At 61.5% G+C, this 22,314-nt stretch carries 23 protein-coding genes; 8 read left to right on the top strand and 15 right to left on the bottom strand.

Going from position 1 to position 22,314, the window contains the following annotated elements; translation table 11 throughout:
* From EKK30_RS01380 to EKK30_RS01360, 5 genes are all read right to left on the bottom strand, one after another.
* Window positions 1-351: cation transporter (locus EKK30_RS01380; protein ID WP_290979328.1), on the bottom strand; the 351-nt coding region annotated here is incomplete at its 3' end.
* 72 nt (window positions 352-423) lie between these two features.
* On the bottom strand, window positions 424-2,844 hold the full coding sequence (lon, locus tag EKK30_RS01375; protein ID WP_290979137.1) for an endopeptidase La: 2,421 nt from the start codon (window positions 2,842-2,844) through the stop codon (window positions 424-426).
* A gap of 10 nt (window positions 2,845-2,854) precedes the next feature.
* Window positions 2,855-3,265 (bottom strand): Hsp20/alpha crystallin family protein, encoded by a 411-nt coding sequence (locus EKK30_RS01370; RefSeq protein WP_290979134.1) that lies wholly within the window; start codon window positions 3,263-3,265, stop codon window positions 2,855-2,857.
* Between the two features lie 160 nt (window positions 3,266-3,425).
* Window positions 3,426-3,824 carry a translational machinery protein gene (locus EKK30_RS01365; RefSeq protein WP_290979131.1) on the bottom strand — a complete coding sequence of 133 codons (399 nt, stop codon included), beginning with the start codon at window positions 3,822-3,824 and terminating at the stop codon, window positions 3,426-3,428.
* Window positions 3,825-3,917: 93 nt separating this feature from the next.
* On the bottom strand, window positions 3,918-4,721 hold the full coding sequence (locus tag EKK30_RS01360) for a hypothetical protein (RefSeq protein ID WP_290979128.1): 804 nt from the start codon (window positions 4,719-4,721) through the stop codon (window positions 3,918-3,920).
* Between the two features lie 276 nt (window positions 4,722-4,997).
* Between EKK30_RS01360 and EKK30_RS01355 the strand changes: the two genes are divergently transcribed.
* A complete protein-coding gene (locus EKK30_RS01355) occupies window positions 4,998-5,261 on the top strand; it encodes a hypothetical protein (RefSeq protein WP_290979126.1) in 264 nt (87 codons plus the stop codon).
* 189 nt (window positions 5,262-5,450) lie between these two features.
* The gene (locus EKK30_RS01350) at window positions 5,451-5,918 is read left to right on the top strand and encodes a CreA family protein (protein ID WP_290979123.1); all 468 of its coding nucleotides are present in this window, start codon (window positions 5,451-5,453) and stop codon (window positions 5,916-5,918) included.
* Window positions 5,919-5,943: 25 nt separating this feature from the next.
* Here the strand turns inward: EKK30_RS01350 and EKK30_RS01345 are convergent, their stop codons facing one another.
* The 4 genes from EKK30_RS01345 to EKK30_RS01330 all read right to left on the bottom strand — a co-directional run bounded on the left by EKK30_RS01345 (window position 5,944) and on the right by EKK30_RS01330 (window position 10,758).
* Entirely contained in the window at window positions 5,944-6,201 is a 258-nt protein-coding gene (locus tag EKK30_RS01345; RefSeq protein ID WP_290979120.1) for a hypothetical protein, read from the bottom strand.
* 158 nt (window positions 6,202-6,359) lie between these two features.
* Complete coding sequence (locus tag EKK30_RS01340; protein WP_290979117.1) at window positions 6,360-6,683, bottom strand: hypothetical protein; 324 nt, start codon at window positions 6,681-6,683, stop codon at window positions 6,360-6,362.
* On the bottom strand, window positions 6,680-8,986 hold the full coding sequence (locus EKK30_RS01335) for an FdhF/YdeP family oxidoreductase (protein WP_290979114.1): 2,307 nt from the start codon (window positions 8,984-8,986) through the stop codon (window positions 6,680-6,682). The genes EKK30_RS01340 and EKK30_RS01335 overlap by 4 nt, the downstream gene beginning before the upstream one ends.
* Window positions 8,987-9,189: 203 nt before the next feature.
* On the bottom strand, window positions 9,190-10,758 hold the full coding sequence (locus EKK30_RS01330) for a glucan biosynthesis protein (protein WP_290979111.1): 1,569 nt from the start codon (window positions 10,756-10,758) through the stop codon (window positions 9,190-9,192).
* Between the two features lie 413 nt (window positions 10,759-11,171).
* Between EKK30_RS01330 and EKK30_RS01325 the strand changes: the two genes are divergently transcribed.
* Window positions 11,172-13,058, top strand: a complete 1,887-nt coding sequence (locus EKK30_RS01325) for a GGDEF domain-containing protein (protein ID WP_290979108.1) — start codon at window positions 11,172-11,174, stop codon at window positions 13,056-13,058.
* A 7-nt stretch (window positions 13,059-13,065) separates the two neighbouring features.
* Here the strand turns inward: EKK30_RS01325 and EKK30_RS01320 are convergent, their stop codons facing one another.
* Window positions 13,066-14,256, bottom strand: coding sequence for a CaiB/BaiF CoA-transferase family protein (locus EKK30_RS01320; protein ID WP_290979105.1), 1,191 nt, complete (start codon window positions 14,254-14,256; stop codon window positions 13,066-13,068).
* Window positions 14,253-15,440, bottom strand: a complete 1,188-nt coding sequence (locus EKK30_RS01315) for an acyl-CoA dehydrogenase (protein ID WP_290979102.1) — start codon at window positions 15,438-15,440, stop codon at window positions 14,253-14,255. The genes EKK30_RS01320 and EKK30_RS01315 overlap by 4 nt, the downstream gene beginning before the upstream one ends.
* Before the next feature lie 173 nt (window positions 15,441-15,613).
* Between EKK30_RS01315 and EKK30_RS01310 the strand changes: the two genes are divergently transcribed.
* Window positions 15,614-16,393: a gamma-glutamyl-gamma-aminobutyrate hydrolase family protein gene (locus EKK30_RS01310; protein WP_290979100.1), complete on the top strand. Its 780-nt coding sequence runs from the start codon at window positions 15,614-15,616 to the stop codon at window positions 16,391-16,393.
* Between the two features lie 9 nt (window positions 16,394-16,402).
* On the opposite strand, the gene EKK30_RS01305 is transcribed toward EKK30_RS01310, so the two are convergent.
* The 4 genes from EKK30_RS01305 to EKK30_RS01290 form a co-directional block, all read right to left on the bottom strand.
* Entirely contained in the window at window positions 16,403-17,086 is a 684-nt protein-coding gene (locus tag EKK30_RS01305; RefSeq protein WP_290979097.1) for a MarC family protein, read from the bottom strand.
* A 63-nt stretch (window positions 17,087-17,149) separates the two neighbouring features.
* Window positions 17,150-17,590, bottom strand: a complete 441-nt coding sequence (locus EKK30_RS01300) for an NUDIX domain-containing protein (protein ID WP_290979325.1) — start codon at window positions 17,588-17,590, stop codon at window positions 17,150-17,152.
* Between the two features lie 7 nt (window positions 17,591-17,597).
* Window positions 17,598-18,779 carry an FAD-dependent monooxygenase gene (locus tag EKK30_RS01295; protein WP_290979093.1) on the bottom strand — a complete coding sequence of 394 codons (1,182 nt, stop codon included), beginning with the start codon at window positions 18,777-18,779 and terminating at the stop codon, window positions 17,598-17,600.
* A 28-nt stretch (window positions 18,780-18,807) separates the two neighbouring features.
* The gene (locus tag EKK30_RS01290) at window positions 18,808-19,050 is read right to left on the bottom strand and encodes a zinc-finger domain-containing protein (RefSeq protein WP_290979090.1); all 243 of its coding nucleotides are present in this window, start codon (window positions 19,048-19,050) and stop codon (window positions 18,808-18,810) included.
* A 102-nt stretch (window positions 19,051-19,152) separates the two neighbouring features.
* Between EKK30_RS01290 and EKK30_RS01285 the strand changes: the two genes are divergently transcribed.
* The 4 genes from EKK30_RS01285 to EKK30_RS01270 all read left to right on the top strand — a co-directional run.
* Window positions 19,153-19,908 (top strand): alpha/beta hydrolase, encoded by a 756-nt coding sequence (locus EKK30_RS01285; RefSeq protein ID WP_290979088.1) that lies wholly within the window; start codon window positions 19,153-19,155, stop codon window positions 19,906-19,908.
* 556 nt (window positions 19,909-20,464) lie between these two features.
* Window positions 20,465-21,106, top strand: coding sequence for an extensin family protein (locus EKK30_RS01280; protein ID WP_290979087.1), 642 nt, complete (start codon window positions 20,465-20,467; stop codon window positions 21,104-21,106).
* Between the two features lie 61 nt (window positions 21,107-21,167).
* On the top strand, window positions 21,168-21,818 hold the full coding sequence (locus EKK30_RS01275) for a TetR/AcrR family transcriptional regulator (protein WP_290979084.1): 651 nt from the start codon (window positions 21,168-21,170) through the stop codon (window positions 21,816-21,818).
* A gap of 168 nt (window positions 21,819-21,986) precedes the next feature.
* Window positions 21,987-22,314: DUF2852 domain-containing protein (locus EKK30_RS01270; RefSeq protein WP_290979082.1), on the top strand; the 328-nt coding region annotated here is incomplete at its 3' end.

Below are 22,314 nucleotides of genomic sequence, written 5' to 3'. Positions count from 1 at the left end.
GTAATTGACCGTGGGATCGACGATTGGCGCCGGCTCCAGGATGTGCGTGATGCCTTCATAGATTGACACGCCCGCGCCGATTGCAAACAGCAGAAGCGAGACGATGAAGCTCCAGAAATAGAGTTCGCGCCCGTAGCCGAGGGGGTGCGTTTCATCAGGCCGCCGGCTGGCGCGGAAGTAGCCGTAGAGGAGGAGGCCTTCGTTGCCGGTGTCGACCAGCGAATGCACGGCCTCGCTCAGCATCGACGAACTGCTGGTCACCGCAGCGGCAACGAATTTTGTCGCCGCGACAAGCAGATTACCGATGAGGGCGGCGTAGACGACCCGTTTGGAAAGGGCTGTTTCGCTCATGCTCATTAAGGATCGCCTGAGCGGGCGAGGAATTCAATGTCTAGCGTCCGCAGGAAAACTCCGGGCGCGTCGCTACGCATCGATCTTGCTGGGCGTCCCTGCTTCCGCGGCCTCAAGGCCATTTGCAACGGCTTCATCGACGTGTTCGAGCCAGACAAAATCGAGCCGATTACGCGCATCATCAGGAATATCGTCATAATCGCGCCGGTTGCGGGCGGGCAGCATCACGCGCTTCAAACCGGCAGCCGCAGCGGCCACGACCTTCTCTTTGATGCCGCCGACAGGCAGCACGAGGCCGCGGAGAGAAATCTCGCCAGTCATTGCCGTGTCGTTGCGGATCGTCCGGTTGGTCAGAAGCGAAACCAGAGCCATGAACATCGCGACGCCGGCACTCGGCCCGTCCTTCGGCGTTGCGCCCGCCGGCACGTGAACGTGGATGTCGTTACGCTCGAAGATGGCGGGATCGATGCCGAGCGAAGTGGCGCGGCTCTTCACGAGCGTCATCGCCGCCTGGGCACTCTCGCGCATCACGTCGCCGAGCTGGCCTGTGAGGATAAGACCGCCCTTGCCGGGCGCGCGTGTCGCTTCGATGAAGAGGATGTCGCCGCCGACCGGGGTCCATGCGAGCCCCGTGGCGACACCGGGGACGCTCGTGCGCATGGCCACTTCGTTCTCGAAGCGCGGTTGCCCGAGCGTCGTGTTGATGTCTGCCACCCCGATGTGCACGTGCGTGGCGCTCCCATCGGCGATCTGAACCGCGGCATGGCGGAAGACTTGTCCGATATCGCGCTCGAGATTGCGAACGCCGGCTTCGCGTGTGTAACCCCGGATGATGGCCGTCAGGGCTTCATCGTCGATGTCCACCTGTTCCGGCTTCAATCCATTCGCTTCGAGCTGGCGCTTGACGAGATAGCGTCGCGCAATCTGCAATTTTTCCGCTTCGGTGTATCCCGCGAGACTGATGATCTCCATGCGGTCTCGCAGCGGGCCGGGGATCGTATCGAGCATGTTGGCCGTCGCGATGAAGACGACACGACTCAAGTCGAAGGGGACGCCCAGGTAGTTGTCGCGGAAGGTCCCGTTTTGCTCCGGGTCGAGAACTTCGAGCATCGCGGCTGAAGGGTCGCCCTGGATGCCGCGTCCCATCTTGTCGATCTCATCGAGCATCATCACGCAATTGCGCGCGCCCGCCTTCTTGATGCCTTGGATGATGTTGCCGGGAAGCGCGCCGACATAGGTACGCCGATGTCCGCGAATTTCCGCTTCGTCGTGCACACCGCCGAGGCTGACGCGCACGAACGGCCGCCCCATCGCCCGCGCGATCGATTGACCGAGCGAGGTCTTGCCCACGCCGGGTGGCCCAACGAAACAAAGGATTGGCGCTTTGCCTTGAGGCGCCAGCTTGCGCACGGCGAGATACTCGATAATGCGCGTCTTGATCTTCTCGAGCCCGAAATGGTCCTGATCGAGAATGCGCCGCGCTTCGGCGATATCGATCGGCTTTTCTTCCGGCAGGCTCCACGGTAGCTCGATCAGCCAATCGAGATACGTCCGGATCATGCCAGCTTCGCCAGCAGCCTCCGGCATGCGCTGATAGCGAGCCAGTTCCTTTTTGGCCTGGCTCTCAACCTCGGGCGGCATCTTCGCCTTGGCGATGGCTTCGGTCAGATCGGCAACTTCTTGCGACTTGCCGTCGCCTTCGCCGAGCTGCCGCTGGATGGCGGCCATCTGCTCGCGTAAGACGGCCTCGCGCTGGCGCTCGTCGAAGGCCGCTTTCGTCTGCCGCCCAATCTCCTGCGTGAGGCGCATCACCTCTATCCGCTCGGCGAGCAGCGCCGATACGCGCTCGATCCGGGTCATGAGATCGACGGTCTCGAGAATGGACTGCTTCTGCTCGGCGGCGATGTCCATGAAGCCTGCCGCGAGATCGGCGAGCGCCGCGGGAGATGTCGCTCCCTGGATTGTCGCGATCAACTCCGGCGGCGCCTGCGGCAGAAGCTGAACGGCTTCGAGCGTCTGTGCCTGCAGGTTGCGGAATCGTGCCTCCATCTCCGTGGAACGCGTTTCGGGTTCGGGAATGTTGACGACGCGGGCGACGGGAAAGGGCGTGCCGGGGATGAAGTCCAGCACGCGGATGCGCTGTACGCCTTGCACGACGATATGATGGCTGCCATCCGGCGCCGCGATGTAGCGCACGATATTGGCCAGCGTACCGACGCGGTGAAGATCATCGGGCCCGGGATCCTCGTTCTCCGGGTCGCGCTGAAGAATGACGCCGATCTGGCGCTCCTCACGCACGGCCTGCTGAATCGCCATGATCGATTTGGCGCGGCCGATCGAGATGGGCAGAATGAGACCGGGAAACAGGACGAACTTGCGGACAGGAACGACGATGAGAGCATCCGACGGAAGCGCTACGTTTTTTGTTCCGCCCTGTCCTGCGGGCACAGCATCGTCAGGCTTGGGTGCGTTGGGGTCACCGAGCGTCATCATAAGGAATTCCTCACCCCGCCTTCGTCAGCGAAAACACCAGACAGCCATTCTTTACGAATTGACGAACGCCATAGCGCCCGGCCGGAAGTTGAAGCCGCCGTTCGAAGCGGCCCTGCGGCAACTCAAGACGATGGATGACGGCATCGCGAAGCTCGGGCGGAAGAAGGCGCCGGCCGGAAACAATGAGAGTACCGTTCTCGATCGATGCCGTGACGTTGTCAGGATCGACCCCCGGCAACGCCACGAACACCAGGATTTCGCGGTCCGTCTCCAAGACGTCGATCGGCGGCTCCCACGCCGGCTGCTCGTTCGGCGCGCCGGATGGTTGGAGCCGGAAGAACTGGCGGTGCATCCGTTCCGCGCGAGCGAGCGTCTCGATGGCGTCCGACAACATCCAGCTCATCGGGTCTTTGTTTGCCATGGCTACTCTTTCCCTTCCGGATCGATCCGTCGAGATTTGCGCGCGAGGTTGAACCTAATACCGTGATCGGTCTGTCGCCAAGCGCAACCGAACCCGGCGACCAGACAATGAACTGCAACGGGCGTGCGTTGTTGGACCAAGCCGCGCCGGCGCGTGCCGCTTAGTTGACGCGGGGCGGTTCCTGATGATCGTCCTTGAAGAATTTTCGCGCGAGGGCGAGCAGCTCGCCGTCGGTGGGATGGCCGAGTGTCTCGACGCCCTTGATCTTGCTCTTGAGAGCGGGGGCAGCATGACCGATATGGTCGACCAGCACTTTCTTTTCTCCGGCTGGGCCAGTGATGAGGATTGCGCCGGCGTCAGCCAGCGCGTCCGTCACATGCTGCAGGTACGCGTAATCTTCGCTCGCGTGTCCGCTGCCGATGCTATTTGCCTTGTGATGAATGTGGCGGACTGGATCCTTGGGCCGAACCACGATCTCATTTGCGTCCGACGCGTTAAAATAGAAGATGCGCGCCTCGTGATGATCAATCCAGACGACGGCGTGGAAATGGCCAGACATGAATTCTCCCAATGATCGGAGCTCCGGACGATACTGTCCGACGATCGCCTCTAGCTGAAACTCGCGACGCTCGTTTGCGCTCTGTCAAAGTCCCTAAGGCGTCTGGGCGTCAAGTGCCTTTTTCGAGCTGGACTTAGCTGTCTTTTTCTTAGCGGTTTTCTTTGTTTTGCCGGCGGTCCCGGTGGTTTTCTTTTTTCCGGCCGCGACACTTGTCGTTCCCGCCTTCTTTTTGCTTTTTGCGGAAGCGGATGTCCCGGTAGCAGCCGCGTTGGACGTGCCTGCGCTTGCGGACTTTGCTGCGCCCTTTTTCTTCGCCGTTTTTCCGCTCGTCTTTGCTGCCGCACCGCCGGTGGCGACTTTACCCGCCTTCTTGGCTTTCGCGCTTTTGCCCGGGGCCTTCGTCCCGGAGGCTTCGGCCTTTGTCGTCGCGGATCCTTCGGCTCCTGCGGTCGACTTCTTGCCCTTTTTCTTCTTCGTGGTCTTGGTGGCGCTGTCGGCCTTTGCGCTCACATCCTTGGGATCGCTGGCGTCCGTGGCGGCCACTTCTTGCGATTTCTTCTTCGTGGTGCCGCCGGCCTTGCCAGCGTTATGGCGCTCGACGTCTTCCTTGGTGATTTCGCCTTCCTGCACGAGAGCGACAAGGCAGGGTGTCGAAAGATTTTCCCCAACCCCGCGCATGCACTGGCGCAGCTCTTCCGATCCCACCGCAAACTGGCTGCAATGTTGGAAGTAGTCATTGCGGCACGCGTTCTTGACGTTGTCACTGACGGCATAGGCATGCGCGCCGTACGAAAGCGCACCAATGGCGAAGACCAGCGCCGCCGCGAGACCGTTTCGCAACGCGTCCCACTGCCGTGCCTTTCGCGCGACCATCGTCATCGCAATACTGTCCCGCATGAGTTGCTGCCTGAAGGTAGAACTTAGAAGCGAGACAATAGTGCCCCAGGCGCACGAACGGCAACGCGGCGCAGCGTTGCGGCGGAAATATGGTTATCAATTTGATGATTGTTATGCGCCCGAGCCCTCGAAATGGTTGCCAGCGAGCCTTGGCGGTGCCAATTAGCGCGTTAAGCTCGTCGCCATAAAAAGGCCTGTCCGCAAATGGATGTCGCGACGAGGGGGACGAAGTCGCCCGGCAACGGGGTGAGCGGACAGGGCGTCAGGAAGGGTGTAATGAGAACGAGCAGAAAAGCGCTGAACATTGTCATTGCTGCGGGCGTTGTGGCGCTGACGGGCACGAGCGCCTTTGCCTACTCGCAGAAGGTCAAGGATGCGTGCTCTGCCGATTACGCAAGCCTCTGCGGCAAGTACAAGCAGGGAAGTTCCGAGCTTCGCCGCTGCTTCGAAAGCAACCGGCGCGTCCTCTCTTCTGAATGTGTTCAGGCGCTGGTGAACGCTGGCGAGGTACCCGCCCGCTATCTCAAGGAGCGGCGCTAGCCGCTCCGGGATCGCTCCCCAAGCAAGTGCGGCCGCAGCGGTTCCCAAACACCTTCATCGTTTCGCGGGACAATCACGCCTGATCGCAGGCTGAATTTTCATCGGCCTTGGATCTCTGGCTCCTTGCGGAGCCGTGAGCGAAGCTCCACCTACTCCATTCGCCGGCGTCTGGACCGATGGAGATCCCGCATGAAGTTGCCCCTGTGGCTTGCTTTGCCAATGTTCGTGCTTCTTGCTCCGGCGGCCAGGGCAGACGACATTGCCTGCATCAGCACGACGTTCCGGCTCCTCGGCGCAAATGATAAAGTCTGTGTCAGCGCGTTTGATGATCCGAAGGTTCCGGGCGTCACCTGCCACATCAGCCAGGCCCGTACGGGCGGGGTCAAAGGCTCATTGGGGCTTGCCGAAGACCCGTCGCGGTTCTCGATTGCGTGCCGGCAGACGGGTCCAATCACCGCTGATATTTCAAAACTGTCTGACGACGAGAAAGTTTATTCCGACAGTACATCACTGTTTTTCAAGCACACACACGTCTTCCGCACCATCGATAAGAAGCGAAACACGCTCGTCTATGTCGCCATCAGCGACCGTCTTGTGGATGGATCGCCCTACAACGCGATCTCGACGGTGCCAATCATGCCGTGGAGCGGGCACTGAATGGCGCCCGCCATCGATTAAAACTTCAGACGAATGAGTTCGTCTCAAATGCGCTTTGCGGCTTCGAGAACACGCGCGTTCGCGAACGAAGATAGATGCGCACCGATTTCTCGAGCAGGCGATTGACGTCGGTGTAGGTGTTGCCGATCGAAAGGATACAAACCGCCAACCGCTCCTTCTCGGCGGCAGGTGCTCGCGCGAGATTGAGTTCCTGGGCGGCACGCTGAAGAACGCTTGTCATGCGCTCAAGCGCATCGGGAAGATATGCACGAGAAGTTTCCATCGGTCAGCCTCCGATCATATCCCCCATCGACATCATATAGCATGGACGCGCCTCACATCGAAGACAGCGAAGCCATCAGGCTTAGATGGATTACTGAATTGGATATGCCGATCGGCTGGGTTTTGGGGCCAAATTCGCGCATTTCGGCGGATGAAACATCAACTCTGCGCGAAGGCACGCGCGAGCACGCGCTTTCCTTCATCCGTCAATGAATAGCGAGTGCGCTGCGTGCGTTCGCTTCGGCTGACGATGGAAAGCAGATCGAGCGGGACATTCGAGAGTGCCGTCACCTCGCGCAGAACGAGCGCATGCTCGATGCCGAGCTTCCGCGAAAACGATCGGCTGTCGTCCGCGATCGCAAAATGCAGCGCGGCGAGGATCGCGGCTCCGATCGGCGAAAGATCAACATTTACAAATCGTATTGCCGCGACTGCGTCGAGAAACGCCTCTTCCGAGATTTCGGCTTGCGGTTCACGCGTCATGCCGCCTGGGCTTGGCCGGAGAGGCGGAACTTGACGAGAACCGACTTCGAGGTCGGCGTATCGCTGAGTTCGCCTGCGGTCGAGATCGGAACGAGTACGTTGAGCTCGGGATAATACCCCGCTACCGATCCGCGCGGCAGCTCGTACGGTACCACACGGAAGCTTTCGGCTAAGCGCTCGACGCCATCTTCGTGAAGTCCGACGATGTCGACGCGATCCCCAGCGTTCGCACCGATCTCGGCGAGATCGTCAGGGTTCACGAATACGACCCGTCGTTCGCCATAGATGCCGCGATAGCGGTCGTCGAGGCCGTACACAGTCGTATTATACTGATCGTGTGAGCGGAACGTCTGAAGCACGAATGTTCCATGCTCTCCCAAGGCGCGCTGATGCTCCGTTTGTTTCGGAAGATCGCCACTCCAGAACTGCGCCTTGCCTGAGCGCGTGTTCCAAATGCGCTCAGCCGGTCCATTGGGAAGACGGAAGCCGCGCGGCTTGCGCACGCGCTCGTTGAAATCGTGGAAGCCGGGGATGGTTCGGGAAATTAGATCGCGAATGCGATCGTAATGATGCGCGAGGGCCTTCCAATCGACGATCTCCGACCCGAGCGTCGCTTCGGCGATGCCGGCGATGATGGCGATTTCGGAACGAAGCTCCGGAGAAGCCGGTCGATTGATGCCGCCCGAACCATGCACCATGCTCATCGAATCTTCGACCGTCACGATCTGCGCAACGCCGTCGGCATTGCGGTCGATTTCGGTCCGGCCGAGGCAGGGAAGCACATAGCTCACTTGGCCCGGCAGAAGGTGCGAGTGATTGAGTTTGGTGGCGATGTTGACCGTCAGCTTCTGGTTCGACATCGCCTTGGCGATAAGAGGACTGTCCGGCGTCGCCCGCGCGAAGTTCCCGCCGAGACCGATGAAAGCCTGCGCCGTTCCATCCAGCATGGCGCCGATGGCTGCCAGCACGTTGTGGCCATGCTCCCGGGGCATCGGCACCCGGAATTCCTGTTCGAGAGCATCGAGGAACGCCTTCGACGGCTTCTCGTTGATGCCGACGGTGCGGTCTCCTTGAACGTTGGAGTGGCCCCGTACCGGACAGAGCCCGGTTCCCGGGCGTCCGACGTTGCCGCGCAGAAATAGGAAATTTGCGATTTCGCGGATCGTCGCCACGGAATGACGATGCTGCGTGACCCCCATCGCCCACGTGCAGATCGTCCGTTCCGCCTGGATGTAGATCGTCGCAAGCTCTTCCAACTGCGAGCGCTTCATGCCCGACTGATCTTCGATCTCGCTCCAAGTCGTCGCTTCGACGCTCGCACGGTAGGCCTGGAAGCCGATCGTATGCTGCTTGAGGAAAGCGTGATCGAGGACCGATGGCCGCCCGGCTGCCAAGGCCGCATCGTCCGCGGCGAACACAGCCTTCGCGATGCCGCGGATCGCGGCCATGTCGCCGCCCAAGCGCACCTGAAAGTATTCGTTGGCGATCGCCGTGCTGCCGCCCGTGATCATCTCGAGCTTGTCCTGCGGGTCGGCGAAGCGTTCCAACCCTTTTTCCCGGACCGGATTGAAGACCGCGATCTTGGCTCCGCGAAGCGCCGCGCGGCGTAAGTCGCCCAGCATGCGCGGATGATTGGTGCCGGGATTTTGGCCGATGACGAAGATTGCGTCGGCTTTCTCGAAGTCTTCGAGCAGAACCGACCCCTTGCCGATGCCGACGGCCTGTTCGAGCGCGACGCCGCTCGCTTCGTGGCACATATTCGAACAGTCGGGGAAATTGTTGGTGCCGTAGAGCCGAACGAAAAGCTGATAAATGTAGGCAGCTTCGTTCGAGGCACGGCCGGAGGTGTAGAACTCAGCGCGATTGGGGCTATCGAGGCTCCGCAGGATCTGACCGATTTCGGAGAAGGCTTCGTCCCACGTTGTTTGGACGTACCGATCGGTGGCTGCGTCGTAGCGCATCGGGTGTGTCAGCCGGCCGGCGCGCTCGACCTCATAGTCGCTCCAGGTGCGAAGCTCACTGACGGTATGCGCCCTGAAGAAGTTGGGATGGACGCGCTTGTCCGTCGACTCCCAGGCGACGGCCTTCACGCCGTTTTCGCAGAACTCGAATGATGATCCATGCGCGGGGTCGCCCCAAGCGCAACCGGGGCAGTCGAAGCCATCCGGTTGGTTGGCCTTAAGCATCGTGACCGCGCCGGAGAGGGGCGAGCCGCTGGCCAGCAGCTTCTTACCGCAACTGCGCAACGCGCCCCAGCCGCCTGCAGCTTTCGACTTCTTGCCGATGAATTCTGGTTTGCCCATTGCAACTGTCCGCTTGATCCGCCCGTCAAACTGCATGGGGGCAAAGGATTTTTGCTGCAACGCACAGGCGAGGAATAACCGTTATGCGGAAACGGCATATCCGGAGCTATTTCATAGTTTTACCGGGCGGCTATCGATGCATGCGCGGTTCAGGCGCAGGCGCTGGAGCGATGCGATCGGCTGATCCGTCGCAGATCGCGAGGCTAGGGGAAGATCTGGTAGATCCAGGTTTCGCTCAAAGCTTCGCCGTCTTTGGCCAGGAAGGCACGCAGGTCGGCGGGCTGACCATTGAGATTGCCGACGTCGAACATCATGCGCCAGCGGCGTGTTCCAACCACCGGAAACGCCTCGATGCCCGAGATCGTGCCGTTGGTCGTCGTCACCATGGTCTTCGTCCCGCCGTAGCGCGTCAGGTCGTCCAAGACCTTGCCCTCGACGTCGATCATGAACTTGCGGGCGTCGCGATTGACGTGGCGGAGGTCGAGGTCCCGGCCGCCCAAGCCGCCAATGCCGATACGGGTCGCAACGATGCGGGCGACATCGCCGGCGGGTGGAGAGTCGATACCCCAGAAGAGGCGGTAACGCGAATTGATGACCGAGCCGGCGACAACAGGGGCTTCAGGCGTCCAGAACGCCACCATGTTGTCTTCGGTCTCGTTCGTGGTCGGGAGCTGCACGAGATTGACCGCGCCCTTGCCCCAATCTGACAGAGGCTCCACCCACATGCTCGGACGCCTATCGTAAAACAGGCTGTCATCCTGGTAGTTCTCGAAATTGCGGTCGCGCTGGATCAATCCAAAGCCCTTCGGATTGCTGTCGACGAAACTGTTCGTCACGATCCGTGGCGGATTGGAAAGAGGCCGCCAGATACGCTCGCCTGTTCCGGTCCAGATCGACAGGCCGTCGCAATCATGAACTTCGGGCCGCCAGTCACCGCGGTAATGCCCGGAATTTTCGCCATACCAGAACATGCCTGTCAGCGGCGCAATACCAAGCATCTCCACCGGCGCGCGGAAATAAAGCTCGGATTCGATATCCTGAAGGGCGCCACCCTGTCCGCCTTCGATCCGGCGACTATCCATGCGGTAGGCACCCGTGACGCTCTGGCTTTCGAGCAGCGCGTAGATATTCATGCCGTTTCCGTTGGGCTCCAGCCAGAAGCTTGTGAAGCGCGGAAACTCTTCCGGCTTGCCCGTATTGAGCGCAAGACCGCGAGCCGAACCACCATATTGGTCGTTGGGGTCCGAAGCCCGGAAGTAGGATGCGCCGAGATACGCAAGCCAGTCGCTCACGCCGCCACGACTCATCAGCCGAAAACCGGCAAAGCCCGCGTTCTTCAATTTGCGCAACGGATGATCGGCCGGCATGTTGAAGTAGTCGGGGCTGTACATCACTTCGCGAGCCGAACCATTCTCCAGCACATAGATCCGGACAGGCTCCGCGTAGTACCGGCCCTGCGGAAAGAGCCTCACGGTCTGGGCGCCGGGAACGCCGTGCCACAGCTCCATCTCGGGTTTGTAGACGGCTTGGGCGAAGGTATCGAACGGCATGCCGCGCAACGGATCGGAAGCGTCTGGTTGCGCCGGCGGGACGTAGGGCGATTGCGAAAGCGTTTTTGCTTGCTGCTTCAGCGCGTCGAACGAAAAGGGCTGCGGCGGTCCAAGGGTCGCGGCGCCGACCGGGGCCTCGCTTCTGGCTTGGCCCGACCACGCGGCGACAGTGGTCGTGAGTGCGCCGGCCAAGACGTGTCGACGGTCGAGCAGGAATGCCATGATGCGATGAGCCAGAGTGAGAGGAGAGGAAAAGCGAGCGTCCCGAGCGCTTTATATCGGGCAGGAGTCGACTATTTCAACTTCGGTGCAAGGCCAAGCCCTTTGTTGACGTTAATCCGCGAGACGTGGCTCCATTCGTGCGATGACGATGGCGATCAGAGGTCACGTCGGGGGATTTAGTTTGGCATTTTTGCGGCCGGACCGGCGCAGCCATTAACTTTCGTTTCGTTACCGAAAATTTACGCCGATCGATGCCGTAGCGAAGTTTTTCATCACGAGGGGCCTAGTTCCGGGAAAAATTATCCAATCGGTCACCATCGCATGCGTATTCTCTAAGGCTTTCGTGCGTGTGCGTAGTTCGCATTTAGAACATTTCGGCGCCCGTTGACGCCGGATGATGGTTGCCGGCGACAATGACCGTTGAGAAGTCAATTCCGGATTTAACCGGCATCAGCGAGAGACTGAATGCTCTCCATCAGGAGCTGCTTGTCGGCATCGCGCTGGGTGATTCCCTATCGAATGTCATGACAGCGTTTTGTCGGGGCATCGAAGCCCTGGCGCCCGACGTCGTGTGTTCGGTTATTGGTGTCGACGATGATGGTCGCATGAGACCGATCGCCGGCCCGTCTTTGCCCGAAAGTTACGCGGAGGCGATCAGCGGCATCCAAGTCGGACCGGACGTTGGCTCTTGCGGGACGGCAATCTACCTTCGCACCGCAATCGAGGTCTGCGATATCGAGACCGACCCGCTGTGGGCGCCATACAAGTCCCTAGCCCTGCCCTACGGTCTTCACGCTTGCTGGTCGTGCCCCATTCAAAGTCAGGACGGCCGCGTCCTCGGTGCTTTCGGCCTCTATTTTCGGGAAAAGCGCTACTCGAACGCTTTCGAGCGCCGCATCGTCGCTGAATGCTTGAACTTCTGCGCCATCGCCATAGCGAATTCCGAAGCGCGGGCGCGCCTCAACAACCTCGCCTTCTTCGACCCGCTGACGGGCCTTGGGAACCGCGCGACTTTGGAGAACAGACTTCCGCTTATTCTCCAACGTGCCAACGAACGGCAGCACTCGGTCACGATCTATCACATCGACATCGCCGAGTTTCAGGCGATCAACGACCTGCATGGTCGCATCCACGGCGATATGACCTTGGCAAGGGTCGGGCACCTCCTGCGCTCGGTCGCGGCAGATTCCGATCTGATCGTTCGAACGGGCGGCGACCAGTTTCTGGTCGTCAAATCGGCTCGTAAGGAAGATTTCGATCCCGAGGAGTTCGCGCAGGATATCGTCCACGGCATCTATGGCGGTCACCGGCTCGACAGCGGCGAAGAGGTTATGATCGATGTCCGCGTCGGTCTTGCGAGCTTTCCCGCCGATGGCCGACAGCAGGACGAACTTCTCGAACACGCGGAAACGGCGCTTCGCCGCGCGAAGCGGAGCGGTCGCACGCACGTCAAGTTCGAACCCCGGATGGAATATGAGAAGCGTCAGCGGCGCTCGCTCGAACGAGATATCAAGCTCGCCATCGAACGGCGAGAATTATCGCTCGTCTTTCAGCCGCAGGTCGACGCAAAGTCCGGCGCTATTCAGGCTTTCGAAGCGCTCGTGCGCTGGACTCATTCCGAGCTCGGCCCCATTTCCCCGGTTCAGTTCATTCCGATTGCCGAAGGCAATGGGGCTATCCATGCGATCGGCGAATTCGTTCTGACACGCGCCTGCGAAGAAGCCGCGCGGTGGAACGAGAAAATGCGCGTAGCAGTCAACGTCTCGGCGGCCCAAATCGTCCGCAACGATTTCGTTCAGCTCGTGGCCAACGTGCTCTCGCAGACGAACCTCGATCCCGCACGTCTTGAATTAGAAGTTACCGAAAGCCTGTTCGTTCAGGATCTCACCACCGCCACAGCGACGCTGCGACGGTTAAAGCGCTTGGGTGTCAGCGTCGCGATGGACGATTTCGGAACGGGATATTCTTCTCTCAGTACGCTGCGAGCTTTCCCGTTCGATCGCATCAAGGTCGATCGCAGTTTCGTATCCGACATGGTCCACAGTCCCGATGCCGCCGCCATCGTGAATTCCGTTGTTGGACTGGGCCGCACGATGGGTTTGCGCGTCGTGGCCGAAGGCGTCGAATCCCAAGAGCAGGTCGCGATGCTGAGATTGATCGGGTGCCACGAGATTCAAGGCTATCTGTTCGGTAAGCCGCTTCCTGCCGAAAGCTATGAGCACGTCACGCGTCCGAGCCCCAGAGCAGCGGCTGCGAAAAAGCGTGCATCGCGCGCCACGCACGCCAATTCCACACGATAATATTCACTCACGACCACGGGTCTTTGCCGGCGGCGAGAAGATCGAATACCTGAGCCGTGTGCTCGCCGAGCTTGGGGCTTGCGGTCTCTGCAACACAGGGTTCGCCATCAATGACGATGGGGCTGCGCACGGTCGGTACGGCAGCGCCCCTGTCTCTCTCCAGATCGCGGCGCATTTGCCGAGCGACGATCTGAGGGTCTGCGAAGACCTCATCCAGCTTGTTGACTGGACCTGCGGGAACACCTGCGGCTTCCAGCGCGGCAAGCAGTTCGGCCGAGCCGCGCTTTCCGATTTCCGCTGACAGCAGCGCGATCAGTTCGGACCGGTTCGCGATCCGGCGCGCGTTCGTCTTGAAGCGCTCATCGGCACCGAGGTGGGAAAGCCCGAGCAGCTCGCACACCCGGCAGAACTGTCCATCGTTACCGGCCGCGATGATGATGGGGCCGTCCGCTGCGTGAAAAACTTGATACGGCACGATATTGGGATGTGCGTTCCCCAGCCGGCGGGGCTCCTTGCCTGAGGCGAGATAGTTCATCGCCTGGTTGGCAAGCACGGCCACCTGCGTGTCGAGCAACGCCATGTCGATGAAAGCCCCAATTCCCGTGGCGTCGCGCCGATGCAGCGCCGCGAGAATGCCGATCGTGCCATAGACGCCGGTAAAGATGTCCGCGAAGGCGACGCCGATCTTTTGCGGCTCTCCGTCCGGCGCGCCGGTGAGATCCATGATGCCGCCCATGCCCTGCACGATGAAATCATATCCGGCGCGCGGCGCGTAGGGCCCCGATTGTCCAAAGCCCGTGATCGAACAGTAGATCACTCCGGGGTTGACCGCGCTGATCGCGGGATAGTCGAGGCCGTACTTGGCCAGGCCGCCGACCTTGAAGTTCTCGATGATGACATCGGCCTTGGTTGCCAGCGCCAGTGCGATGCTGCGGCCTTCAGGTTTCTCGTAGTCGATTGCAATCGAGCGCTTTCCGCGATTGGTCGCGTGGAAGTAAGCAGCCGATCCGGGACCGTCATCGTCGGCGATGAAGGGTGGTCCCCAAGTGCGCGTATCATCCCCGCCTTCCGGCCGCTCGATTTTGATCACGGATGCGCCAAGGTCAGCGAGCGTTTGTCCTGCCCACGGTCCTGCAAGCACGCGCGCGAGTTCCAACACGCGCAACCCCGCGAGCGGCTTCGAAGCGCTATCGGTCATGCGAAGGCCTGCAATCCAGTTATGGCGCGGCCGAGGATGAGCGCATGGATGTCGTGCGTGCCTTCGTACGTGTTGACGGTCTCGAGGTTCAGCATGTGGCGCATCACCTGGAATTCTTCCGAGATGCCGTTGCCGCCGTGCATGTCACGCGCGGCGCGCGCGATATCGAGCGCCTTGCCGCAATTGTTGCGCTTGATGAGCGAAATCATTTCCGGCGCGACTTTCCCTTCGTCGAGCAGCCGGCCAACGCGCAGCGCTGCTTGCAGCCCGAGCGTGATCTCCGTCTCCATGTCGGCGAGCTTCTTCTGAACGAGCTGTGTCGCCGCCAGCGGCCGATTGAACTGGCGGCGGTCGAGCGTGTATTGGCGCGCCGCATGAAAGCAGAATTCCGCCGCGCCGAGCACGCCCCACGCGATGCCGTACCGCGCCCGATTGAGACAGCCGAATGGTCCGCCCAAGCCTTGCGCATTCGGCAATAGAGCGTCATCAGAAACTTCGACGCCATCCATGACGATCTCGCCGGTGATCGAGGCCCGCAACGACAGCTTGCCTGCGATCTTCGGCGCTGATAGCCCGCGCATTCCTTTGTCGAGAATGAAGCCGCGGATCTTTCCCCCATGCGCTGCGGACCTCGCCCAGACGACGAACACATCAGCGATCGGTGCGTTGGTGATCCACATCTTCGAACCGCTGATGCGATAGCCGCCGTCGATTTTCTCGGCGTGCGTCCGCATCCCTCCCGGATCGGAACCCGCGTCAGGTTCGGTCAGCCCGAAGCAGCCGATGAGTTCGCCGCTCGCGAGCTTCGGCAGGTACTTCGCGCGCTGCGCCTCGCTGCCGTACGCATAGATCGGATGCATTACCAGTGACGACTGCACGCTCATCATCGAGCGATAGCCGGAATCGACGCGCTCGACTTCGCGCGCGATCAGGCCATACGCCACGTAGCTCGCTTCCGATCCGCCATACTCCGAAGGAAGAGTCGGCCCAAGCAGCCCGAGCGCTCCCATCTCGCGGAAAATTCCCGGGTCCGTCGTTTCGTTGGCATAGGTCTCGATGACGTGCGGCTGCAGTCTCTCCTGGGCGAAGGCGCGTGCACTGTCGCGGATGATCTTCTCATCGTCCGTCAGCTGATCTTCCAAAAGAAAGGCATCGTCCCAGACGAAAGTCGAACCGGCAGCCACGTCGCGCTCCTGAAGCAGTTCAAATTTGCGCGCCACCATATGGGCCGCGCCGCAATTAGGAAACAGGGACCGAGAATTGGTTCCATTTGGTCTTATGATGTGGAGCAGTCCATTGCCGTCTCCACTCGGCGATGCCATATGGCAGCCGTGACCATCTTGCCAGGTTAGCAATCATGCCAAAACGGCCTCTCGTCGGCGTCATCTGTTGTCAGCGAAATCCCGAAGATCCGGTGCAGGGGGTGGCGGAGCGGTATTTGAAGGCCGCGCCGTTCGTCGGTGCCGATTTCGTCCTCGTGCCGTCGATGCCCGACGTCATGGATTCAGGGTCGATCCTGAGCCGTCTCGACGGTATTCTGCTGACCGGCAGCCCGTCCAATGTCGCGCCTAACCTCTACGGCAGCGCCGACGCCGGAGATGGACCATTCGATCCGGGGCGGGATGGCATGGCGTTCCAGCTAATCGCTCAATCCGCCGAAAGCAATCGGCCGGTGCTCGGCATTTGCCGCGGCTTCCAGGAGATCGCGGTGGCGTACGGGGCAACGCTGCGCCGTGATCTTGGCGAGTTGAGCCGCGATCAAATCCATCATACCGAACCGGGCTTGCCGCTCGAAACCATGTTCGCGCTCGAGCATCGGGTCGAGCTCGCCCGCGCCGGCATTTTGGAGCGCGTGATGGGTGCGCCCTCGATTACCGTCAACTCCGCGCACTTCCAAGGCATCAGCGATCTCGGGCAAAAGCTCGCCGTCGAAGCGACCAGCACCGACGGCGTGGTCGAAGGTATTCGTCCCAAGTCCGGAGAGCGCGTTCTGGCGGTCCAGTGGCATCCCGAGTGGCGTGTCGCCGACAATCCGCATTCGCGCGAGTTGTTCGCTTGGTTCGGGCTGCTGCTCAGGGGCGCGTCGATGGCCGAAGCCGCAGAGACGGTCGCCGAGCTTGCGAAGCAGCCGGGATAACGGCGTCGCTCAGCGATGCGCCGCGATCACGCTCACCAGCGCACCTTGAATGCCGGTGATGAGAATCTGCACGCCGATGCACAGCAACAGGAATGCGGACAGCCGCGTCAGAATGCGTGCGCGCCCGGGTCCGAGTAGCGACACGAGCCGGTCGGCGGATGAGTAGCAAAAGCCGATCGTCAGCGCGACCGCGATCGCCGCGCCGCAGAGGCCGCAAAAGAATGGCAGGAGCTCTGCCGCGTCGGGCGGCCGGTTGGAGCTGAGCGCGATGGCGACCGATATCGTCCCGGGCCCCGTGGTGAACGGCATCGTCAGCGGAAAGAACGCGACATCGCTGCTCCACGCCGTCGCTCTCCGCGTATCGGACGCATGATCCTGCTTCCGGTCCTCGGTCTCCTGCGGATTGTAAAGCATTCGCCAGCCCGAGACGGCGACCACAGTGCCGCCCGCGACGCGAAGCGCATCGATGCTCACGCCGAAAAAGCTCATCAGGGTCGCGCCGATGAGCAGGGACACCAGCATGACGATGGCCGAATAGGCAGCGACGCGCCACGCGAGGAAAACCCGTTCCGGATGCGGCCGGCCAAGCGTGATCTGGCTGTAGATCAACGCGCCGCCGAACGGATTGACGATCGAGAACAGTGCTGGGAATGCAACCAGAAAGCTGGCGATGATGCTGCTTAGATAAGCCATGTCTCTCTGCTTGCACGGACGGAATGGATCGCAGGGCGACCTTCTAGACGCTTAATCGTCAGGCTACCAGACGCTCGATTGTTCGATGCCGCCGAAAATTTCCTTCAACCGGCGAGATGCTCCGGTCGCCAGGTCTTCCGGGACCTCATCGAGCGCGAAGAAACGCTGCTCTGCTATCTCTGCGTTTGGCGCCGGCACCGTGTCGCGACGCCACTGCCGGATCATGAAGAGCACGATGTGATCGCCGGGGAATTGATCGAAGTGCGAATAGATGCCCAAGAGCTGCGCCGGTTCCTTGATGATCACACCCGTCTCCTCCAGCACCTCGCGCGCCAGCGCGTCTTCGATTTCCTCGCCGCGCTCGACGCCCCCGCCTGGAAAATGCCACCCCGGCCGGTAGCCGTGCCGGATCAGAAGCACGCGCGAGGCGTCGTCGACGATCACGCCTTGCGCGCCGAGCGTAACGATATCGGCGCGACCTTTGAGCATCGAAGCAAGACGCATCAGCACGTCAGAGCCTCCAGCCGTACAGCCAATCGAAGCCCGCCATGATTCGAGCGCCCGATCGCATTCTCAACACAGTATCGCGCGCGAACGCTGCTGGTCCGCTCATGTGATAGACGCGGCCGTTCCTGACGGATGCTGCGGCAACCTTCGCCACGCGCGGACGGCGTTCCATCTCGTAAGCGGAAAGCGAACTCGCAATGTCGCCGTTCGAAGATGCGACGCGCGCAGCAAGCGTGGCCGCATCTTCAAGTGCCATGACCGCGCCTTGCGCGAAGAACGGCAATATCGGATGCGCGGCATCACCCAGGAGTGCGGCGCGGCCCGACGTCCAACGCACTAGGGGCTGTGTGCGATAGAGCGACCATTGCCGCCACTCCGGCGCACGCTCCACGAGCGACCGGAAGGGCGCAGCGAAGACGCCTGTCTTCTGCTTCACAGCCTCGCCTGCGGCAGGTCGGTCCCAGCCTTCATCCGCAGTCGTGGAATCGGCGATGACCACGAGTGCAACATCACGTCCGCCGCTGACGGGATAGTGGACGGCATGCGCGCCGGCCGTCAGCCAAATATGGACGGCATTGCTCGCCAGTTCTCGAGGTAACGCATTCGCACCGGCGACGCTGCGGAACGCGGTCTTGCCGACGGGATGAAGGGACGCTGCGCTACCGCTGATCTGGGTACGCAGCCTCGACCAAAGGCCGTCGGCAGCAACGAGCAGGGATGCGCGGTGCTCTTCGCCGTTCATGCCTTCAGCCGTCACCCCCTCAGGGTCGTTTGCGAAGCCGACAATCTCGTTGCCAGGCGACAGCACAATTCGCGGATCGCCTTCTGCCCGTCGCCTCAGCGCATGATGCAGATCGCGGCGATGCAACGTCCAATAAGGCGCACCGTGGCGTTGTTCGATCCAGTCTGCGAGTGGGAAACGCGCGAGTTCCCGCCCCGTCGCCCCGTCGTGGACGATGAGCGCATCAGGCCTCGCAACTTTGTCGCGAAGAAACTCTTCGACGCCGAGCTCGGCAAGGACGCGCGCGCCATTCGGGCCGATCTGAATCCCAGCCCCTTCCTCCGGGAAGGCCACGCGCCGTTCACACACGCGCACGTCGACGCCTCGCTGCGAAAGCGCGATCGCGGTCGCTAGCCCGCCGATGCCGCCGCCGGCGATCACGGCGCTCAGGCGACCTGATGCCATCACACGTCTTCCGAGCTGAAATCGGGAATCAAGCGGCGTCCGCGACGAGGCTGCCCTTGGGATCGCTCTCGTCTGCCTTGAGGCGCGGATCGTAAATGTAAAGCGTCGAACAATAGGGGCACAGGATTTGATTATCCTGACCCATGTCGAGATAGACGTGCGGATGATCGAACGGAGGGCGGGCGCCCATGCAGTTGAACTCTTTTACACCGACGAAGATGCGCTCGGCGCCAACGTCGTTGGCAAAGTGCGGGATAACTGCGCCAGCCATGCTCAGCCCTTCAATGGGAGATGTTTGGCCGCACCATATCCTCGTGGCCGCGAGGATGGTAGGGGGACATAAAAACACATTCGGCCGAATGAGTGCGAGGGTATGGACCACTTTGACAGCGACGGCGTCGACATCGCCTTTCTCGATACCGGAGGCGGTGAGGCAAAGCCCCCGGTTCTGCTTGTTCACGGCTTCGCCTCCAACGTCGAGACGAATTGGGTCAACACCGGCTGGGTGACGTTTCTCACCCGCGCCGGCTACCGCGTCATCGCTCTCGACAACCGTGGGCACGGCCAAAGCCAGAAGCTCTATGAACTGGTTGACTACGGCGCGCCGTTGATGGCCGAAGACGCGCGGCGCCTGCTCGATCATGTCGGCGTGCCGAAGGCGAATGTCATCGGCTATTCGATGGGCGCGCGGATCTCCGCATTCCTGGCGCTGACCCATCCCGATCGCGTCGCCAAAGTCGTCTTCGGCGGGCTCGGCATCAACATGGTCCGTGGCATGGCCGGAACCGGCCCGATTGCGCGAGCGCTTGAGGCGCCGAGCATCGAAGAGGTTACCAACCCGACGGCCCGAACCTTTCGCGCCTTCGCCGAACAGACCAAAAGCGACTTGAAAGCGCTTGCCGCCTGCATTCGCTCATCCCGCGCACCGATCACGGCCGAGATGATCAGAGAGATCGCGGTGCCTGTCCTCGTTGCGGTCGGCGATCAGGACGTCATCGGGGGCGGTGCGGATGAACTGGCGCGGCTCATTCCCGGAGCCCGCGCCTACACCATCCCCGGCAAGGATCACAATCGCGCAGTCGGCGATCGCTCTTTCAAAGCCGAAGCCCTGGCATTTTTCGAAAGCTGAAGATCGAGTGAACGGTGCGCCTGGGGACCAACGAGCCTCGGGCTGACACGGGGGATAATCGCGAGCCGAAACCTTGGTCCTCAGGGCACACGCCCTCGCGGAGGCCAAGAGGCCCCACGCGAGCGCTTTCTGATCCCGTCAGTGCGTCTTCAGACCGGTACGCTGTACAAGTCCGATTGAAGACGCGGGACGGTGCATTTCCGGTCTCGCACGCGATACGAGTTCGAGCCCGGCCCGCACTCCGGGAGCAACTGCCAGATAGCCCGCCTCAATGACGGGGCGATCTCAGTGATATGTCGGTCCTCAGTGGACTGTGGATAACTTTGCCTGCCCGCCATGATGCGGCTTGACCGCCACACGAGTCGCCGCCGCGAGACGACCTGCAATCCGCCACCGCTCGGACAAGCAAGCGGCCCAAATCAGTCTGAAAATCCGGGAAACGTGGAGGCTGGCGGCCGATCGCGCACTTCCTTAACCGGCCGTTTACGTTAACGCCGCTTAATTCCCTCCCATGGTTCCGCGTCGTATCCGAGTTCTCGCGCCTTGTGCCGTCCTGATGACTTCAGGGCTCGGCTTGCTATGGGGCTGCGGTACGACGGGTCCCAACTTTCAGGTCAGGGACGATCCGTGGCGCTCGCCGGAAGAACGCGCCTGCCTTGCCTCCGGAGCCGTGCAGCAAACAGCTTTCGTCCGCGCGCGATCGGCGTTGGGCGGCCCGAGCGTGTGCGGCGCTGAAAGTCCATTCGAGATGTCCGCCGCCGACCGCGGTCGCGTTGCCCTCATCCCTGCGGCATCGCTCCGCTGCCCGATGATCCCGCAGATCGATCGCTGGGTGAAAGAGGTCGTGGAGCCCGCCGCGCGCTATAATTTCCGCCAGGAACTCTCGGGCGTGAAAGTTCTCGCCTCATACTCCTGCCGTCCGATGAACAGCGTCGAAGGCGCGATGATCTCCGAACACGCCTACGCCAACGCCGTCGACATCGGCGGCTTTGTGTTGGCCGATGGCAGCACGATAATCGTGAAGCGCGACTGGAACGGCTCACCGCGCGAACAGGCGTTCCTGCGCAGCGTGCACGACGGCGCGTGCGAATACTTCACCACCGTTCTCGGTCCGAATTACAACAGCCTTCACAGCGACCATTTCCACCTCGATCTCGCCCATCACGGTCGCGACGGGCTGATGCATATTTGCAAATAGCCGGTTGCAACGGCTGCAAGGGGCGGATGCGGAGCGCGCGCAAATCCGCTAGAAGCGGGCCATGACCTGGGATCACGATCCGCCGCCCGGCTCGCGCCGCGGCTACCATCACGGCAATCTACGCGAAGCATTGATGAAGGCTGCGCTCGATTTGATTGCCGCGAAGGGCCCGGCGGGATTCACATTTGCCGAAGCAGCGCGCGCCGCCGGTGTCAGCCCAGCCGCGCCATACCGCCATTACCGCGATCGCGACGCGCTGATGGCCGACGTCGCGCGCCGCGCCTTCGAACTTTTCGAGACGAAGCTGAAGCAGGCGTGGGCTGGTGGCACGCCCGACGCCTTCACCGCTTTCGAGCGCGTCGGCCGGGCTTATCTCGCCTTTGCGCGGCAGGAGCCGGCGCAATACTCGGCGATGTTCGAGTCGGGCTTATCCTTCGCCGCGTTTCCAGATCTGCACGTTGCGGGCGATCGCGCTTTCGCCGTGCTGAAGGATGCCTGCGCGGCGATGGTCGCCAATCTGCCGGACGACAAGCGCCCTCCCGTGATGATGATGGCGCTTCACATCTGGGCGGAAGCTCACGGCATCGCCTCATTGTTCGCGCGTGGCGACGAAGCCCGCAGGCCGATCCCGATGACGCCGGAAGATCTGCTCGACGCTGCCGTGCTGATCTACCTCGACGGCCTCGGCGTCCGAAAAGCCAAGACCCCATAACCTCAGAAGCCGTAACGTGCCGCGGGGTAGCGCGTCAGTTGAACTTGGCCCGGCTAAGGGCGACCTATTTTTCGCAAAGCCGCTCGGAAAACCCTTGAACTCACCCCTTGCCCTCCCACCTATGTGAATGTAAAATACATTTACATCCTAAACGAGGAGAGGGTGGCGATGACGCAAGTGGTTCAGACACTCGACGACTTCGGGCGTCCTGCATGGATTGCCGCGATGGTCTTGGGTTTCATCTTTTTCTGGCCGGCTGGTCTCGCCATCCTGGCCTATATGCTTTGGAGTGGACGCATGAACTGCGGATGGCACGGTGGTCGGGGCCGCGAGCGCTGGGAAGCCCGAATGTCGGAAGGTTTCGAGCGCGCTAGGTCTCGTATGGAAGAGAAGTTCGGCGGCTTCGGTCGCGCAGCTTATTCCAGCGGCAACAAGGCTTTCGACGACTATCGCGAGGCGACGCTCAAGCGCCTCGAAGAGGAAGAGCGCGAGTTCC

Source organism: Hyphomicrobium sp. (assembly GCF_003987855.1).
GTDB lineage: Bacteria > Pseudomonadota > Alphaproteobacteria > Rhizobiales > Hyphomicrobiaceae > Hyphomicrobium_B.
This window is presented reverse-complemented; position numbering and strand designations above follow the sequence as displayed.

Coding starts and splice junctions, on each gene's coding strand:
- EKK30_RS01335 (WP_290979114.1), bottom strand. CDS start 8,986: ATGGGCAAACCAGAATTCATCGGCAAGAAGTCGAAAGCTGCAGGCGGC.
- EKK30_RS01310 (WP_290979100.1), top strand. CDS start 15,614: ATGCCAAAACGGCCTCTCGTCGGCGTCATCTGTTGTCAGCGAAATCCC.
- EKK30_RS01330 (WP_290979111.1), bottom strand. CDS start 10,758: ATGGCATTCCTGCTCGACCGTCGACACGTCTTGGCCGGCGCACTCACG.
- EKK30_RS01275 (WP_290979084.1), top strand. CDS start 21,168: ATGACCTGGGATCACGATCCGCCGCCCGGCTCGCGCCGCGGCTACCAT.
- EKK30_RS01285 (WP_290979088.1), top strand. CDS start 19,153: ATGGACCACTTTGACAGCGACGGCGTCGACATCGCCTTTCTCGATACC.
- EKK30_RS01290 (WP_290979090.1), bottom strand. CDS start 19,050: ATGGCTGGCGCAGTTATCCCGCACTTTGCCAACGACGTTGGCGCCGAG.
- lon (WP_290979137.1), bottom strand. CDS start 2,844: ATGATGACGCTCGGTGACCCCAACGCACCCAAGCCTGACGATGCTGTG.
- EKK30_RS01325 (WP_290979108.1), top strand. CDS start 11,172: ATGACCGTTGAGAAGTCAATTCCGGATTTAACCGGCATCAGCGAGAGA.
- EKK30_RS01340 (WP_290979117.1), bottom strand. CDS start 6,683: ATGACGCGTGAACCGCAAGCCGAAATCTCGGAAGAGGCGTTTCTCGAC.
- EKK30_RS01345 (WP_290979120.1), bottom strand. CDS start 6,201: ATGGAAACTTCTCGTGCATATCTTCCCGATGCGCTTGAGCGCATGACA.
- EKK30_RS01305 (WP_290979097.1), bottom strand. CDS start 17,086: ATGGCTTATCTAAGCAGCATCATCGCCAGCTTTCTGGTTGCATTCCCA.
- EKK30_RS01280 (WP_290979087.1), top strand. CDS start 20,465: ATGACTTCAGGGCTCGGCTTGCTATGGGGCTGCGGTACGACGGGTCCC.
- EKK30_RS01370 (WP_290979134.1), bottom strand. CDS start 3,265: ATGGCAAACAAAGACCCGATGAGCTGGATGTTGTCGGACGCCATCGAG.
- EKK30_RS01365 (WP_290979131.1), bottom strand. CDS start 3,824: ATGTCTGGCCATTTCCACGCCGTCGTCTGGATTGATCATCACGAGGCG.
- EKK30_RS01300 (WP_290979325.1), bottom strand. CDS start 17,590: ATGCGTCTTGCTTCGATGCTCAAAGGTCGCGCCGATATCGTTACGCTC.
- EKK30_RS01295 (WP_290979093.1), bottom strand. CDS start 18,779: ATGGCATCAGGTCGCCTGAGCGCCGTGATCGCCGGCGGCGGCATCGGC.
- EKK30_RS01360 (WP_290979128.1), bottom strand. CDS start 4,721: ATGCGGGACAGTATTGCGATGACGATGGTCGCGCGAAAGGCACGGCAG.
- EKK30_RS01320 (WP_290979105.1), bottom strand. CDS start 14,256: ATGACCGATAGCGCTTCGAAGCCGCTCGCGGGGTTGCGCGTGTTGGAA.
- EKK30_RS01350 (WP_290979123.1), top strand. CDS start 5,451: ATGAAGTTGCCCCTGTGGCTTGCTTTGCCAATGTTCGTGCTTCTTGCT.
- EKK30_RS01355 (WP_290979126.1), top strand. CDS start 4,998: ATGAGAACGAGCAGAAAAGCGCTGAACATTGTCATTGCTGCGGGCGTT.